Source organism: Candidatus Caldatribacterium sp. SIUC1 (assembly GCF_051549785.1).
GTDB lineage: Bacteria > Atribacterota > Atribacteria > Atribacterales > Caldatribacteriaceae > Caldatribacterium.
Map to the genome: position 1 here is coordinate 801,521 of NZ_CP189974.1, position 14,324 is coordinate 815,844.

The following is a 14,324-nucleotide window of genomic DNA, read 5'->3' on the forward strand; positions in this document are numbered from 1 at the left end:
TTTGGGGAAGCGCTGGCAAATCCGGAAGGTCAACGAGGCATATCTCCAGCGCCTCGTTGATGACCTGGGGCTTCCTTCTGTTTTTGCCCGCATTCTCCTCAACCGGGGAATCACCACCCCTGAATCCGGGAGGGATTTCCTTTCCCCCTCTCTGAAGTCGCTTGAGGGGCTTGAGAGGCTTCCCGGGATGGCTCAGGCCCTTGCGCTTCTTGAGCGGGCACTGAAGGAAGGCTGGCGTATCCTGGTCTTTGGGGATTACGACGTCGATGGACTCACCGCTTCGGCCATCCTGGTCCGTTTTCTCCGGGAGTTCTCCGAAAACATCGAGGTCTACATCCCCAGCCGCTTCGTTGAAGGTTACGGGCTCACGGAAAAAGCGGCGCTTCAGGTTCTCGCCCGAAAGCCCCACCTTGTGGTGACGGTGGATTGCGGGATTCGCGATAGAGATGGCGCAAAGGTACTCAGAAAACACGGCGTTCAGCTTGTGATTCTCGATCACCACCTTCCGGAACCCTCGTCTTTTCCCGAGGCCGATGCCATCGTGAGCACCTTTGACCCCGGGACACAAAAGCCCCTTTCTTTTCTCTCGGGGGCTGGTCTTGCCCTTGTTTTCGTTCGGGCACTCGCTGCTTTTCTGGGCTTTTCCCGGGATCCTCTGGAGGATTTCCTCGACCTTGCCTGCCTCGGGACGGTGGCCGACGTCGTGCCTTTGCTTTCGGAGAACCGGGCCATTGTCAGGTACGGGCTGGACCTCATGAACCGCCGTCCATCTGTGGCCATACAGGCGCTGCTTGAGGTCGCAGGCCTTGGAGGGCGTAGCGTGGATGCAGAGGCGGTGAGTTTCTTCCTTGCCCCGCGCATCAACGCTGCAGGAAGAGTGGAACACCCGAAAGTGGCGCTTGAGCTTCTGCTCTGCGATGACTACGAGAGGGCTTTAGAGTACGCCCAGTGCCTGAACCGTCTGAACGCGAGGCGCCAAAGGGATGAGGATCGGATCCTTGAGGAGATTTTCCAGGACGAAACGAAGCTCGAGTGTCTGGAAGACGAGGTTATCGTTCTCTCCGGGGAGAACTGGAACATTGGCGTTTTAGGGATTGTGGCTTCCCGCCTAAGCGAGCGCTTCATGCGACCGGCTTTCGTTTGCGGGGTGCATGGGGATATAGCGGTTGGATCAGGACGGGGTGTGGAGGGTCTGAATCTCCTTGAGATTCTGGAGTCCTGTGCGCCGCTCCTTCTGCGCTATGGGGGCCATGAAATGGCCGCGGGGTTGAAAATCCCCAGGGGAAATATCCCCCATTTCCGTAAAGAAGCCAACAGACGCTTTGGAGAGAGGGTCCGGTCTCTCAGGCTCTCCCGGGGCCTTGTGGTTGATGCGGTGGTGGGGCTTGCTGACATCGACGGAAGATTTCTTGAGCTGTGGGAAAAGCTCAAGCCCTTTGGCGAGAAGAACCCCAGCCCGCTTTTTGCCACGCTCAATGTGATGCTCGTTGAGCGCTGGGCGTGGGGGAAAGGCGGCAACCACCTCCGTTTCCTCGTTCGGCAGGGAAAAGAGTGGCAGGAGGCTGTGGTCTTTGGGGGAAAGGAACGGGCGGGAGAGCTCTTCGAGAGTTCGCTTGTGGACCTTGCTTTTGAGGTTGACGTGAACGCCCTGCGTTCTCCGTATCTCAAGGTGCAGGACTGGCGAATCAAAAAGTGAGGAGGTTGACTGGTGCCGTGGACCTTGCTCAGTACATCCGGAACATCCCTGATTTTCCCACTCGCGGGATTCAGTTCAAGGACATCACGACGCTCCTGAAGAACAGAGAGGCCTTCCGCGAGGCTATCGACCGCCTGGCAGAAGCCCTGCGGACCATGAATCCGGATCTCGTGGTTGGGATTGAGGCCCGGGGTTTCATCATCGGGGCGCCGGTGGCCTATATTCTGGGATGTGGTTTTGTGCCGGTGCGGAAAAAAGGGAAACTCCCTGCGGCAACGCTTGCCAAGACCTATGAGCTTGAGTACGGTTCGGCAACGCTCGAAATCCACCGGGATGCCATTGAAGCAGGGCAGCGGGTGGTTGTGGTTGATGACCTTCTGGCTACAGGGGGAACCACAAAGGCGGTGTGCGAGATGGTGGAAGAACTCGGAGGAAATATCGTGGGGATTGGTTTTGTTATAGAGCTCGAATCCCTACGCGGGAGGGAACGGCTGAAGCAGTACCCCGTGGTTTCCCTGGTGCGGCTGTAGGGGTGAGGACGATGGCCCAGGCGGGGTAGAGGAAAAGGAGAGTCTGGCGACGCTTTTTGAGCGGATTGCCTCATATCACCCTGAATTCGACCGTGACCTTGTGGAGCGGGCGTACCATTTTGCCTTCAGGGCCCACGAGGGCCAGGTGCGGCTTTCGGGTGAGCCCTTTTTTGTCCACCCTCTTGCGGTGGCCCACATCGTGGCGGATCTCCGGATGGATGAGGTGACCATTGCGGCGGCCCTGCTCCATGACGTCCTCGAGGACAGCGATGTTACGGCGGAAGCCTTGCAGAAGGAGTTCGGGGATGAAATCGCGCGCCTCGTCCAGGGAGTCACCAAGCTCAACGTGGGGTTTTCGTACACCTCGAAAGAGGAAGCCCAGGTGGAGAACTACCGGCGACTCTTTGTGGCCATGGCCGAGGACGTGCGGGTTATCATTATTAAACTTGCCGATCGTCTCCACAACATGCGAACCCTCAAGTACCAGAACCGGCAAAAAAAAGAGGAAATCGCCCGGGAGACCCTGGAAATCTTCGCCCCTATTGCTCATCGCCTGGGAATGTACGCCATGCAGGTGGAGCTCGAGAATCTCTCCCTCTTTTTCCTCGACCCGGAGGCGTACTGCGCCATCCAGCGTGGAGTGGAGCGGCTGAAGGCGGAACGGGAGGCGCAGATTGAGGAGGCCAAAAGGCAAATTGCCGAACGCCTCAAGCGCGCGGGTATTGAGGGGGAAATCCAGAGTCGCTTCAAGCACATCTACAGCATCTACAACAAGCTCCGTCGCCAGAATCTGAACCTCGAGGACCTTCCAGACCTCATCGCCCTGCGGGTGATCGTGCGGACCGTGGAGGAGTGCTATACCGTTTTGGGCATCGTTCATTCCCTCTGGAACCCCATCGAAGGCCGCTTTAAGGACTACATCGCCGTCCCGAAGTCCAACATGTACCAGTCCCTTCACACCACCGTCATCGGCCCCAAAGGGCTCCCCATGGAGGTGCAGATTCGCACCTGGGACATGCATCAGGTTGCAGAATACGGCATTGCAGCGCACTGGAAGTACAAGGAGGGGAAAACCCAGGGGACAGACGACGGCTTTGATGAGCGGATGGCCTGGCTCCGGCAGATTCTCGAGTGGCAACAGGATTTGAAGAGCACCCGGGAGTTCATGGAGAGCCTGAAAATCAGCCTCTTCGACGACGAGGTCTACGTTTTTACCCCAAAGGGTGACCTCAAGAAGCTCCCCAAAGGGTCCACGCCCATCGATTTTGCCTACCTCATCCACACCGAGGTGGGGAACACCTGCGTGGGGGCACGGGTCAACAAGAAGATGGTTCCCCTGGATTACGAGCTGAAAAGCGGGGATATCGTGGAAATCATCACCTCTCGCTCTTCTTCAGGACCCAGTGCCGACTGGCTGAAGATTGCGAAAACGCCTGCGGCTCGGAGCAAGATCCGGGCGTTCCTCCGCAAGAAGAACCAGGAGATGAACCGGGAAAAGGGTCGGGAGCTCTTCGTCCGGGAGATGGAGAAGTACTCCCTGACACCCGAGGAGAACCTCAGGGTCACCGAAAATCTCAATGCCTTTCTGGAGCGGGAACACCTCAAGGACATCGAGGACCTGTACGTGGCCGTCGGGGAGGGACGCTACAGCGCCCGGTACGTGGTGCACAAGATCATCCCCTACGCCATTCGCCGCCGTTTCCAGGAGAGGAAAAAGGCTGGAATTTCCCGTCCTTTCCGGGAAGAGGAAAGCGTCATCGTCCAGGGGGAGTCGAATCTCGTGGTGCGTCTGGCGCGATGCTGTGCCCCTATCCCGGGGGACGACATCGTGGCCTTCGTCACCCAGGGGAAGGGCATCACGGTGCACCGGCGTGACTGTTCGAACCTTGCCGCTTTGGCCCAGGACACGAACCGTTTCCTCAGTGCCGAGTGGGTGGGGGACATCGAGGGCCGGTTCCACACCGGAATTGTCGTTGAGGCCCTTGATCGGCCGAAGCTTCTTGCGGATGTCTCGGGGGCCATCTCGAACTGCCAGGTGGAAATCAAGGCCGTTCGGGCACACACTGTGGCGGATGAAGCCTACATCCACCTTGTGGTGGAGGTAAAAAACCGCGAGGAGCTCGAGGAGGTTTTCAAGGAAATCCGCAAGGTCGCCAACGTGCAGAGTGTGAAGAGAGGAGGAGTGTTTTCTCCCCGATGAGGGCTGTGATCCAGCGAGTGCGGAGCGCTTCGGTCAGGGTTGACGGAAGGGTCGTGGGTGCCATTGAGCGGGGACTCCTCGTATTCCTCGGGGTCGGGAAGGACGATACAGAAAAAGACCTGGAGTTCATGGTGTGGAAGATTCCTCGCCTTCGGGTCTTTGAGGATCCTCAGGGGAAGATGAACCTCAATGTCCAGGATATTCAAGGATCGGTGCTCTGTGTCCCTCAGTTCACCCTCTATGGGGACTGTCGCCGGGGTCTTCGACCGAGTTTCGATGAGGCGGCTCCTCCAGAGATGGCACGACAGTACTACGAGGAATTCCTTCGTCGTTTACGGGGGACGGGTGTTCGGGTCGAGAGCGGTGTTTTCGGAGCGTTCATGGAAGTCGAACTCCGAAACGATGGCCCGGTCACGATACTCCTTGAGAGTAAAGAAAGGAGGAGAGCATGAGCCTTTTCGTCGAACGGTTTATTCTCGGAGATCTCGCGACGAACTGCTACGTTATCCACAACGGGCGGGAAGCGCTGATCCTTGATCCTGCCCTGGGTTCTGAGGAACTCCGGCGGTGGATTGAGGACCAGAACCTTACGGTCCGCTATATCGTGAACACCCACGGCCACATTGACCATATCGGTGGCAATGCCTTTTTCAAAGAAGCCTTTCCTGGAGCACTCCTTGCCGTTCACGACGCGGACCTTCTGTACCTTGTGCGTCCTGACCTCAACCTCTCTCAGGAGTTCTCGCAGGCTTTCGTTTCCCCCCTTCCGGACCTCACCTTCCAGGGAGAAGATGCGTGGATTGCGCTGGGGGACGAGAATGTGGAGGTGCTGCAAACCCCCGGGCACACCCCGGGGAGCGTGTGTCTCTTCTTGCCCGAAAAGCGGTGGCTCTTCAGCGGAGATACACTCTTTTTTGGGTCGGTGGGACGAACCGACCTTCCCGGAGGGTCGTTCCGGGACCTGGTGGAGAGTTTGGGGAAGATTTTCGAACGCTTCTCTGACGACGTCCAGGTATTTCCCGGACATGGACCCTTGACAGACATTGGAACAGAGCGCAAAACCAACGCCTACTACCTCATGTACGTGGCCCAGAGGTGAAACCTTGCTTTACCTCTGGGCTTTTTCAATCAAGGCAAGGTACTGAGCGACAAGTGCTTCGGCTCGTTCCCGATCTTTTGCTTCGGCAAAGACCCGGATGAGGGGCTCGGTTCCCGAGGGTCGCACGAGCACCCAACTGCCGTCGTCAAAGACCACCTTGAAACCGTCGGTGGTGATGCGGTTTTGCTCTTTTTTCGTGGCCTCATCCACCGCGGCAAGCACTGCGTCGCGTTTTTCGGGATCAATGGTGACTTTCTTCTTCACCTGGTAATACGGAGGGAGTTCCTGGAGGAGTTCACTTAAGGGTTTCCCAGAGTTCGCAAGGATATGGAGGATGAAGGCGGCAGCCATCGCCCCATCCCGCCCCCAGACAAAATCCGGGAAAATCATTCCCCCATTCTCCTCACAGCCGAAAATCCCCCCTTTCTCCTGGAGAACCTTTGCCACCACGAGATCCCCCACCGCGGTGGTGATGACCTCGCGGTTTGTGGCTTTCGCAATCTCCTGGAGGATGTGAGTTGTGGCTACAGTAGTCACGATGGGACCGGGGATAGGTCTTTGGGCCAGTTCCTTCGCCACAAGACTCACGCTGAGGTCCCCCGGCACAAATTCCCCTTTCTCCGTGATGACGATGAGGCGGTCCCCATCGCCGTCCTGGGCAAAACCAAGGTCGAAGTCCCCGTGGCGGATGAGGGTGACGATGTCCTTGAGGTTCTCCGGCGTGGGCTCGGGGTTTCTCCCGGGGAAGTTCCCGTCAGGGTGAGCGTTGAGCGTGACGACACGACACCCCATCTCCGAGAGGAGGTAGGGAGTGATGAGGGAAGGGGCACCATTGGCGCAGTCCAGAGCCACCCGGAAGCTCCTCTTGCGGATTGCCGCAACATCCACCCGGGACATGATGGCGGCGATGTAGTCCCAGCGGATATCACGCTTTACGGTCTCCTGGCGGATTTCAAACCACGATGCCCGACGGAAGGTCTCGCCGAAGAATATCCGCTCCACTTCCACTTCTTTTTCCCGATCAAGCCCCTTTCCGCTTTTTTCCATGAACTTGATGCCGTTCCACTCCGGGGGATTGTGGCTTGCGGTGACCATGGCGCCCCACATCTGCCACTGCCGGCAGGCCCACTGGAGAGCAGGGGTGGCCGTTACCCCGAGTTCCACCACCTGACACCCCGCGGAGCAAAGCCCGGCAACGACGGCGTTGTAGAGCATTTCACTTGTCTTTCGGGTGTCCCGGCCCACGACGACGCTCTCTCCCCCGATGAACGTGGCAAAGCTCAGGGCGAGTTTCGTCGCCATCTCAGGGGTCAGGACTTCATTGGCCACTCGCCGTATGCCAAAAGTTCCAAAGAGCTTGGGCATGGTTTCCACCCCACTCGCTAAAAGAGCATGGTACAATAAGTAGCAAAACTCCATCCCATTATACCAGGTGAACCCATGAGGGAGAAAATCGAAGCGCTGGCGAGAATCAGCGAGCTCATCACCTCGGACATGTACTTTGAAGATATTCTGCGTCTCATCGTAACAATCACTGCTCAGGTCATGGGCTCCAATATCTGTTCCCTGATGCTCCTTGACGAGAAGAAGAAGCTCCTTGAAGTGAAAGCCACGCAGTCGGTGAGCGAAGCGTACAACAGGAAACCCCCTCTTCGCCTTGGAGAGGGGATCGCCGGGCTTGCGGCGCTTGAGAGGCGGCCCATCATCGTCCGCGACGTCAAAGAGGACCCTCGCTACGTCAATAAAGACATCGCCGAAAAGGAGGGATTGGCCTCTCTTGTGAGCTTGCCCCTTATCGTTCGGGGAAGGGTCATCGGGGTGTTGAACCTCTACACCTCAGAACCCCGGGATTTTGCAGAGGACGAGATCCAACTCCTCACGGCCATAGCAAACCAGGCGGCCATCGTCATCGAGAACCACCGCCTCATCATGGAGAGTGAGCTCGTCAAAGAAGAGCTTGAGGCCCGGAAGAGAATCGAGCGGGCCAAGGGGATCCTCATGCAGGAATATGGCCTTACGGAAGAAGAGGCCTACCGCCGCATTCAGCGCTACAGCATGAACAAGGGGAAGAGCATGAAGGAAGTGGCCGAGGCCATCATCCTCGCCTGGGAGATGAAGAAGAAATGAAAACCCCCAAAAACACTCCTGTTCCAAGGAGCACAATGGTTGCCCCGGCGGGAGCATCGAGGAAATACGCCAGGAAAAGCCCCGCAAGGGATATGGCCACTCCGTCAACGAGGGCAAAAAGCATGGCCTGAGGAATGGTCCTTGCCCTCTGGAGGGCGGTGGCCGCGGGGAGAACAAGGAGTGCCGAGGCGAGTACAATCCCCACAACCCTTGTGGCCACAACGACTACTGAAGCCACCAGTGCCACAAGGAGGTATGAGAATGCCTCTACGGAAATGCCGCTTGCTTTCCCTCCTTCCGGATCCAGAGTAATCATCACGAATTCCTTGTAGAAGAGGAAAAGGAAAAAGAGCAGTACCCCGCCGAGGACCAGGGCAAGCAGGAGGTCTTCCCGGGTGATGGCAAGGATATTCCCGAAGAGATACCCAAAGAGGTCGACGTTGCGGATTTTCACCACCCCGATGAGGAAGGCTCCCAGGGCCATGGTGCTGGCAAAGACGATGCCCACAAGCGTATCCTCTTTGAGACGGCGGTGTTTTGCCAGGGCGGCAATGCCCAGGCTCACAAGGAGACAGAAGACGAAACTCGACGCCACAGGATGTATGCCAAGGACGTACCCCAAAGCCACGCCCCCGAAGGCAGCATGAGAAATCCCGGCCCCCATGAAGGAGAGCCGCTTGAGCACCACAAAAACACCTACCAGGGCGCAAAGTGCCCCAACGATGCAGCCTGCAAGCACGGCCCGTTGCATGAAGGCAAGACCGAAGACGCTCACAAAGCCCCCAGACCCCCCTCGTTCTTCTCCCTCCGCACCACAATGTGGGGGATATCTCCGTGGTGGAAGAATGCCGCCTCTTTCCCGTACAGCGCCTCGAGCATTTCCCCGGAAATCACCTCTTCAGGTCTTCGGTGGCAGAAAATGGTGCGGTTCAGACAGGCGATACTGTCCGCGTACTGGGCGATGACTCCCACATCGTGGGAGATAACGAGAATCGTGACCCCTTCCCTTTTCAATCGCAGGAGAAGCTCGTAGAAGCTCTCGTGATTTCCAGGGTCGACGGCCGTTGTGGGTTCATCGCAGAGGAGGAGTTTCGGGTGCACGCTCAGCGCCCGGGCGATGAGCGCCCGCTGCCTTTCTCCACCAGAGAGTTCCCCGAAGAGCCGATCTTTGAGGTGGAGAAGGTGTACGGCCTCCAGAGCTTTCTCAACAGCCTCCCAGTCTGACCTTCCGGGTCTTTTCCCCACCCCAATGAGCCCATACCTTCCCGTGAGGACGAATTCCCCGAGCGTAATGGGGAAATGGGGGTCAAAGTGCGAAAGTTGCGGTACATACCCAATCCGGTGGCGAAGCGGGCCGAGGTCTTTGGGAGGCCTCCCGAAGACCCGTACCCTTCCTTTTCTTACAGGCAGAAGTCCCAGGAGGATTTTGAGGAGGGTGGTTTTTCCGGCGCCATTGGGCCCGATGAGGGCTACGAACTCCCCCTCACGAACAGTGAGGGAAACGTCTTCAAGGACCGGAACGTCTTCATAGGCAAAATGCAGGTGTTCAACCTCGATGACCGGTCGGGTCATGGTCTCATCCCTTCAGGGCCTCTGCCAGGGTTTCGAGGTTCTGCCGCATGAGCCTGTAGTAAGGGAGATCCGGGAAACTCCCCAGGGGATCGAACCACACCAGAGAACTTCCCGTTTCTTCGGCAAGAACCCGGGCGGCTTTGACGCTGAACTGGGGTTCCACGACAATCACCCTGACCCCCTTTTCCTTCATAAGCGCGACAAGCTGCGTCAGTTCTTTCGGAGAGGGCTCGTGTCCCGGGGCTTTCTCAAGGACCGCAATTTCTTCAAGACCATAGTCCCGGGCAAGATAGCTCAGAGAAGCGTGGGTAGCCACGAAGGCCCGGGAGGGGAAGGTAGCGACTTCCCTCCTAAACCAGGCATCGAGTTCCTCAAGGATTTCCATGTATCTTCGTGCGTTCTCAAGGTAGAAGCTTTTGCCCTCAGGGTCAAGGGAGGCCAGGGCTTGGGCAATATCCCGAACGATGATTGTGGCGTTTTTGAGGGAGAGCCAAATATGGGGATTGGCCTCACCGGGGTGTTCCTCAAGGAGCTCAAGGTGAGAAGCGAGGTAGAACACCGGTGCCCCTTCTTTCCCGGCAGCCCGGATGACCTTCTCAAGGAAAGCATCAAACCCAAGGCCTACGAGGAAGAAGGCATCGGCCTGGGCGGCTTTCATCACATCAGAAGGGGTAGGTTCATAGGTATGGGGGTTGGCGCCATTTGGGACAAGCTGCACGACGGTGACGCGGTCCTGTCCCACCTGGGCCACAAGGTCACAGAGCGGAGGAATGGACGCCGCGACGGTGAGCGCCAGGGCAGAGCCTCCAAAAAGCACAAGAAGCGTCACAACGCCGAGAGTCCTCACGACCGTATTCCTCCCTTCTCATTTCCAGAAGAGGCCGCAGTGGCAACGGCCGTTGCGTTCCACGCTCCCCTGCCGAGTTTCGAGGCAGGGGCAGACATTTTCGGGGATGTTATCGATTTTGCAGGGACAGTAGAAGTCTCCGTAGCGCTCGTATTTTTTCAACAATGCTTCGATGAGGGGTTCCTTCATCTCGTTGAAACGGTATCCCCGGAGTCGGGCGAAGTTCTCTACCCGCGCCCTGATTTCCTCCTCAGGGGTGATATCCTGGGGACGCCGCAAGACCCAGGACGTGTCGCCTTTTTCAAGAACGAGCACTGCCCCGCACACGGGGCAGACCACCCGTTTTCCCGGAACCTTTTCCTCCTTGAGGAGAAAGGCTACCTGACATACGGGACAGAGAATACGCTCAGACGTCATTTTTCCAAAGCCTCCCTGATACGGAGTTCGTCGTATCCCACGATGACCTCTTCGCCGATCACAATCACCGGGAACGCCCGCCGTCCGGAGATTCGCTGAACCTCGGCAACAGTCTTCTCCTTTTCTTCTTCGGGAAGAAGGTCCACATCGACGAAATTATACGGGATATTCCGGCTCTCGAAGAAGCGCTTGGCCATTTTGCAGAATGGGCAGGTACTCAGGGCATAGAGCATAACGGGTTTCATCGTTGTACCCCCTTTCTCACGCATTATACTCTACAACCTGGTGCAAAGAGGATTTATTCGGTGATTCAAAGTTTTTTGCGGTCTTTTTCCACTACACTCTGGTGGTCAATCTTTTCTGGTCCATAAAGGAAGAAAGTGGTTCGGCTCCTCCTTCGGTAACGAGGTAACCACTCCACTCTCAAATCGTACTCCATGGACTTCCGGGACAGAGAAGACGCTCACGTCGATGCATACCGTCATCCCGGGTCTGAGAACGTCGTCACTGTGGGGCCGAAAAAGGGAGCCTCGGCTGCCTTTTACTACCAATTCCGGCAAGGCCATGTTTTCCCCTCCTTCGGAGCGTTCTCTCTCTTTCCGTCCTATCTGTGTGACAGCTCAGCGTCAGTGGCTGTGAGTACCGGTCAAAGCTTTGCTTTCTTCGTCTGCCCCGTAGCCGTTACCTGCGTAAGAGAAGGTATCCTGGGAACTTCCTCCCGGTGGAAGGGGAAGTTCAGCCCCAGAGGCCTTAAAGGCCTAAAGGATAAGTCCAGAAGACCCAAAAAGAGTCGGGACTGGATCCTAAAGAGAAGCTCCAGAGGGGGCTGAGAGGCGCTGGTTTCTCGAGTGCCCCACATGGTGTGAACCTATACAGGAACTTGTAAAACCGGGCGAGCATCTTCTATAATGTCTCTGGAGACGAAAAGGGAGAGGTGGCTGAGTGGACGAAGGCGCCCGCCTGGAGAGCGGGTAGGCAGGGGTTGAGCCTGCCTCGTGGGTTCGAATCCCACCCTCTCCGCCAGGTTTGCCTCTAATCGTGCTAGGCGGGGAGTTAGCGGTGCCCTGTACCTGCAATCCGCTACAGCAGGGCTGAATTCCGGCATGAGGTCCTTCCTTTCAGCCCCGGTTGGGGGAACGGGGTGTTGAGGGCTGGGTCCTGCGCGACGAATCCTCGCCAACCCCGCCAGGCCCGGGAGGGAGCAACGGTACGCGAGGCTCTTCGGGTGCCGCAGGGGTGCCTGGCCGGAGCTACCGGCCTCGACACGGCCTGGGAGGGAGCGATCGAGTGACGGTGCACGATTAGAGGCAATTTTGTGGTTGTCCTCAGAGAGGTGGAACGTTGTCGTACCTTGCGCTGTACCGGAAGTGGAGGCCGTACCGTTTTGAAGACATTGCCGGACAGGACACCGTCATCCAGGTCCTCCTGAACGCCCTGAAATCTCAGCGCATCCCCCATGCTTTCCTCTTTTCCGGTCCCCGGGGCGTGGGGAAAACCACCACCGCCCGGGTGCTCGCTATGGCGCTGAACTGCCACGAGGGGGTGACCCCAGCTCCCTGCGGGGTCTGTAACTCGTGCCTTGCTATCCGTCAGGGTCGGGCCCTGGACGTTGTGGAGATTGATGCCGCCTCGCACCGGGGGATTGACGAAATTCGGGAGCTCCGGGAGAACGTCAAATACGTTCCGCTTGAATCCCGTTTCAAGGTTTACATCATTGACGAGGTGCACATGCTCACCCCGGAAGCCTTCAACGCCCTTTTGAAGACCCTTGAAGAACCACCAGGACACGTTGTGTTCATCCTCGCCACCACGGACCCAAAGCGACTTCCAGAGACCATCCTCTCAAGGTGCGTGCGTCTTTTCTTCAACCCCATTCCCCATGAGGTCATCGTGGAACAGCTTCGAAGAATTGCCGCTTCAGAGGAGGTCTCAATCGAGGAGGATGTGCTCCACCTCATTGCCCGAAAGGCAGAGGGGTCCCTACGGGATGCGGAAAGCCTCCTGGAGCAACTTCTCGCCTTTGGTGAAAAGGTGATTCCCCTCTCCCTTGCGGTCAGGGTGCTCCGGGATGTAGAGACCAGGGACCTCGACGCCTTTTTCGCCCTTTTGCGCGAGAAAGACCTGGGGAAGGCCCTCGTGACCCTGGAGGAGTGGCTTTCCCGTGGTCTTGGCCCGGAAGATATTGTGGCAAGCCTTGTGCAGTACTTCCGTGACCTTTTCGTGGTCGCCTCCTCAACGTACCACGCTCTTTTTGGGATTTCCCAGTCCCGCTGGAGTGACCTGAAGGCGCTGGCTGAGCCTTTCGACCCCCGGGTGTTCGGAACCGTCCTCAACCGGTTGCGCGTTCTTGAGGGGGATCTGCGCCGCCTCCCCCATGCTCGCGTTTTGCTTGAGGTTGCTCTCCTTGATATAATGGAATGCTTAGGGCAAAAAGTAGAGGAAGAAAAACCGGAGGCGTCTGGAACCGTTCCTTCCCGGAGGGATTTCTGGCAGGAGGTGCTCCAGGAGGTCAAGCGCTCGAAAATTTCGCTCTACGCCTTTCTGCAGCTTGCCGAGGTTCGCTTCGAAGAGCCCTCGCGCCTTGTGATCGCCTTTGGGCCAGACTGTCAGTTCCACAAAGAGAGCGTGGAACGCCGGGAGAATCTGGAGATCCTCGAGAAGGCGCTTTTGCGTGTACGTGGGGAGAAATGCCGGATTGAGTGTGTGCTTCGGGGGGAGAGGAACACAGAGGCTCGGGAAGTCGTGGTTTTTGAAGCTCCCGGGAAAACGGAGCCGGTGCGGGAGCGATTGCGGGAGGGGAATTCCCCTCTTCCGGAAATCCTGAATCTCTTCTCGGGAACCGTGGTGCACTACGTCCCGAGTGAGCAGCCGAAGGGCAGGTGGGAAGATGCAGAACTGGAAAAACCTGATGAAGGAAGCCCAGAAGATGCAGGCTAAGATTGCCAGGATGCAGGAAGAGCTCCGGCAGAAAACGGTGGAAGCCACAAGCGGCGGAGGGATGGTCAGGGTCACCTGCAACGGTCAGCAGGAAATCTTGAGCATCGCCATCGACCCTGAACTTCTTGAAGAGAAGGATGTCGAGATGCTCCAAGACCTGATCCTCGTTGCGGTGAATGAAGCGCTGAAACGGTCCCGAGAGCTCGCCCAGGAAGAACTGGCTAAAATCACTGGTGGTTTCACCATTCCGGGTTTATAGAAGGTGGAAGGGGTGCAGGACGCCTATCCTGAGTCACTGGACCGGGTCATTCGCGCGCTTTCGCGATTGCCCGGAATCGGACCGAAAACCGCTCAGCGCCTCGCTTTCTACCTCGTGAAATCCCCTTCAGGGGAACTTGAGGAGCTCCTCCGGGCTCTTGAGGATATGCGGAGGAGAATCCGCTTCTGCAAACGGTGTGGTTTCTTCAGCGAAGAAGACCTCTGCCGGATCTGTCAGGATGCTTCCCGAGATGCCCATACCCTCTGTGTCGTGGAACGGCCCCAGGATGTTTTTGCCCTGGAGCGGGCGGGATTCCGGGGAAAGTACCACGTTCTGCAGGGGGTTCTCTCGCCTCTTTCGGGTATCGGTCCTGAGGACATCCGTATTCCTCAGCTCTTTGAGCGAATCCAAAAGGAACACATCGAGGAGGTGATTCTGGCACTGAACCCATCAGTTGACGGGGAAGCCACAACACTCTTTCTGGCTCAAAAGCTCGGTGCTTTTCCGGTGAAGGTGACCCTGATCGCCCGGGGGTTGCCCTCGGGTGGAGACCTTGAGTTTGCCGATGAGGTGACGCTGGCACAGGCGCTTGAAGGGAGACGAGAAATTCGCGTGACTCCAGGAAAGGAGGCCTCGTAAC

At 57.5% G+C, this 14,324-nt stretch carries 15 protein-coding genes, 1 tRNA gene and 1 other RNA gene; 11 read left to right on the forward strand and 6 right to left on the reverse strand.

Going from position 1 to position 14,324, the window contains the following annotated elements; genetic code table 11:
* Position 1: 1 nt before the first annotated feature.
* From recJ to ACP6EK_RS04040, 5 genes are all read left to right on the forward strand, one after another.
* The gene (gene recJ / locus ACP6EK_RS04020; RefSeq protein WP_438318239.1) at positions 2 to 1,696 is read left to right on the forward strand and encodes a single-stranded-DNA-specific exonuclease RecJ; all 1,695 of its coding nucleotides are present in this window, start codon (positions 2 to 4) and stop codon (positions 1,694 to 1,696) included.
* A 17-nt stretch (positions 1,697 to 1,713) separates the two neighbouring features.
* Positions 1,714 to 2,226 (forward strand): adenine phosphoribosyltransferase, encoded by a 513-nt coding sequence (locus ACP6EK_RS04025; protein ID WP_017889214.1) that lies wholly within the window; start codon positions 1,714 to 1,716, stop codon positions 2,224 to 2,226.
* A gap of 100 nt (positions 2,227 to 2,326) precedes the next feature.
* The gene (locus ACP6EK_RS04030; protein ID WP_438318242.1) at positions 2,327 to 4,426 is read left to right on the forward strand and encodes a RelA/SpoT family protein; all 2,100 of its coding nucleotides are present in this window, start codon (positions 2,327 to 2,329) and stop codon (positions 4,424 to 4,426) included.
* A complete protein-coding gene (dtd, locus tag ACP6EK_RS04035) occupies positions 4,423 to 4,878 on the forward strand; it encodes a D-aminoacyl-tRNA deacylase (RefSeq protein WP_438318245.1) in 456 nt (151 codons plus the stop codon). The genes ACP6EK_RS04030 and dtd overlap by 4 nt, the downstream gene beginning before the upstream one ends.
* Positions 4,875 to 5,525 (forward strand): MBL fold metallo-hydrolase, encoded by a 651-nt coding sequence (locus ACP6EK_RS04040; RefSeq protein WP_438318248.1) that lies wholly within the window; start codon positions 4,875 to 4,877, stop codon positions 5,523 to 5,525. Before dtd ends, ACP6EK_RS04040 begins: the two co-directional genes overlap by 4 nt.
* Positions 5,526 to 5,534: 9 nt before the next feature.
* Here ACP6EK_RS04040 and glmM read toward each other — a convergent pair whose 3' ends face one another.
* Positions 5,535 to 6,890 carry a phosphoglucosamine mutase gene (gene glmM / locus ACP6EK_RS04045; protein WP_438318251.1) on the reverse strand — a complete coding sequence of 452 codons (1,356 nt, stop codon included), beginning with the start codon at positions 6,888 to 6,890 and terminating at the stop codon, positions 5,535 to 5,537.
* Positions 6,891 to 6,965: 75 nt separating this feature from the next.
* Here glmM and ACP6EK_RS04050 point away from each other — a divergent pair, with 75 nt between their 5' ends.
* Complete coding sequence (locus ACP6EK_RS04050; RefSeq protein WP_438318253.1) at positions 6,966 to 7,652, forward strand: GAF domain-containing protein; 687 nt, start codon at positions 6,966 to 6,968, stop codon at positions 7,650 to 7,652.
* Here ACP6EK_RS04050 and ACP6EK_RS04055 read toward each other — a convergent pair.
* The 5 genes from ACP6EK_RS04055 to ACP6EK_RS04075 are packed head-to-tail and all read right to left on the reverse strand — an operon-like array spanning position 7,621 to position 10,733.
* The gene (locus ACP6EK_RS04055; protein WP_438318256.1) at positions 7,621 to 8,427 is read right to left on the reverse strand and encodes a metal ABC transporter permease; all 807 of its coding nucleotides are present in this window, start codon (positions 8,425 to 8,427) and stop codon (positions 7,621 to 7,623) included. The two genes, ACP6EK_RS04050 and ACP6EK_RS04055, sit on opposite strands and share 32 nt — an antisense overlap.
* Positions 8,424 to 9,224 carry a metal ABC transporter ATP-binding protein gene (locus ACP6EK_RS04060; protein ID WP_438318259.1) on the reverse strand — a complete coding sequence of 267 codons (801 nt, stop codon included), beginning with the start codon at positions 9,222 to 9,224 and terminating at the stop codon, positions 8,424 to 8,426. The genes ACP6EK_RS04055 and ACP6EK_RS04060 overlap by 4 nt, the downstream gene beginning before the upstream one ends.
* Before the next feature lie 4 nt (positions 9,225 to 9,228).
* Entirely contained in the window at positions 9,229 to 10,071 is an 843-nt protein-coding gene (locus ACP6EK_RS04065) for a metal ABC transporter substrate-binding protein (RefSeq protein WP_438318262.1), read from the reverse strand.
* Positions 10,072 to 10,089: 18 nt separating this feature from the next.
* Positions 10,090 to 10,488 carry a ferredoxin-thioredoxin reductase catalytic domain-containing protein gene (locus ACP6EK_RS04070; protein WP_438318265.1) on the reverse strand — a complete coding sequence of 133 codons (399 nt, stop codon included), beginning with the start codon at positions 10,486 to 10,488 and terminating at the stop codon, positions 10,090 to 10,092.
* On the reverse strand, positions 10,485 to 10,733 hold the full coding sequence (locus ACP6EK_RS04075) for a glutaredoxin family protein (protein ID WP_438318268.1): 249 nt from the start codon (positions 10,731 to 10,733) through the stop codon (positions 10,485 to 10,487). The genes ACP6EK_RS04070 and ACP6EK_RS04075 overlap by 4 nt, the downstream gene beginning before the upstream one ends.
* A gap of 683 nt (positions 10,734 to 11,416) precedes the next feature.
* Between ACP6EK_RS04075 and ACP6EK_RS04080 the strand changes: the two genes are divergently transcribed.
* The 5 genes from ACP6EK_RS04080 (at position 11,417) to recR (ending at position 14,323) form a co-directional block, all read left to right on the forward strand.
* A tRNA-Ser gene (locus tag ACP6EK_RS04080) sits at positions 11,417 to 11,511 on the forward strand.
* 13 nt (positions 11,512 to 11,524) lie between these two features.
* Positions 11,525 to 11,789: signal recognition particle sRNA large type (ffs, locus tag ACP6EK_RS04085), an RNA gene on the forward strand.
* A 40-nt stretch (positions 11,790 to 11,829) separates the two neighbouring features.
* A complete protein-coding gene (gene dnaX, locus ACP6EK_RS04090; protein ID WP_438318271.1) occupies positions 11,830 to 13,425 on the forward strand; it encodes a DNA polymerase III subunit gamma/tau in 1,596 nt (531 codons plus the stop codon).
* On the forward strand, positions 13,415 to 13,684 hold the full coding sequence (locus ACP6EK_RS04095) for a YbaB/EbfC family nucleoid-associated protein (protein ID WP_438318274.1): 270 nt from the start codon (positions 13,415 to 13,417) through the stop codon (positions 13,682 to 13,684). The genes dnaX and ACP6EK_RS04095 overlap by 11 nt, the downstream gene beginning before the upstream one ends.
* A 12-nt stretch (positions 13,685 to 13,696) precedes the next feature.
* Complete coding sequence (gene recR, locus ACP6EK_RS04100; protein WP_438318277.1) at positions 13,697 to 14,323, forward strand: recombination mediator RecR; 627 nt, start codon at positions 13,697 to 13,699, stop codon at positions 14,321 to 14,323.
* Position 14,324 lies beyond the last annotated feature (1 nt).

Bases quoted from the DNA above. Each gene is read 5' to 3' on its own strand.
- dtd (WP_438318245.1), top strand. From the start codon at position 4,423: ATGAGGGCTGTGATCCAGCGAGTGCGGAGCGCTTCGGTCAGGGTTGAC.
- ACP6EK_RS04040 (WP_438318248.1), top strand. From the start codon at position 4,875: ATGAGCCTTTTCGTCGAACGGTTTATTCTCGGAGATCTCGCGACGAAC.
- glmM (WP_438318251.1), bottom strand. From the start codon at position 6,890: ATGCCCAAGCTCTTTGGAACTTTTGGCATACGGCGAGTGGCCAATGAA.
- ACP6EK_RS04050 (WP_438318253.1), top strand. From the start codon at position 6,966: ATGAGGGAGAAAATCGAAGCGCTGGCGAGAATCAGCGAGCTCATCACC.
- ACP6EK_RS04060 (WP_438318259.1), bottom strand. From the start codon at position 9,224: ATGACCCGACCGGTCATCGAGGTTGAACACCTGCATTTTGCCTATGAA.
- ACP6EK_RS04070 (WP_438318265.1), bottom strand. From the start codon at position 10,488: ATGACGTCTGAGCGTATTCTCTGTCCCGTATGTCAGGTAGCCTTTCTC.
- ACP6EK_RS04075 (WP_438318268.1), bottom strand. From the start codon at position 10,733: ATGAAACCCGTTATGCTCTATGCCCTGAGTACCTGCCCATTCTGCAAA.
- ACP6EK_RS04095 (WP_438318274.1), top strand. From the start codon at position 13,415: ATGCAGGCTAAGATTGCCAGGATGCAGGAAGAGCTCCGGCAGAAAACG.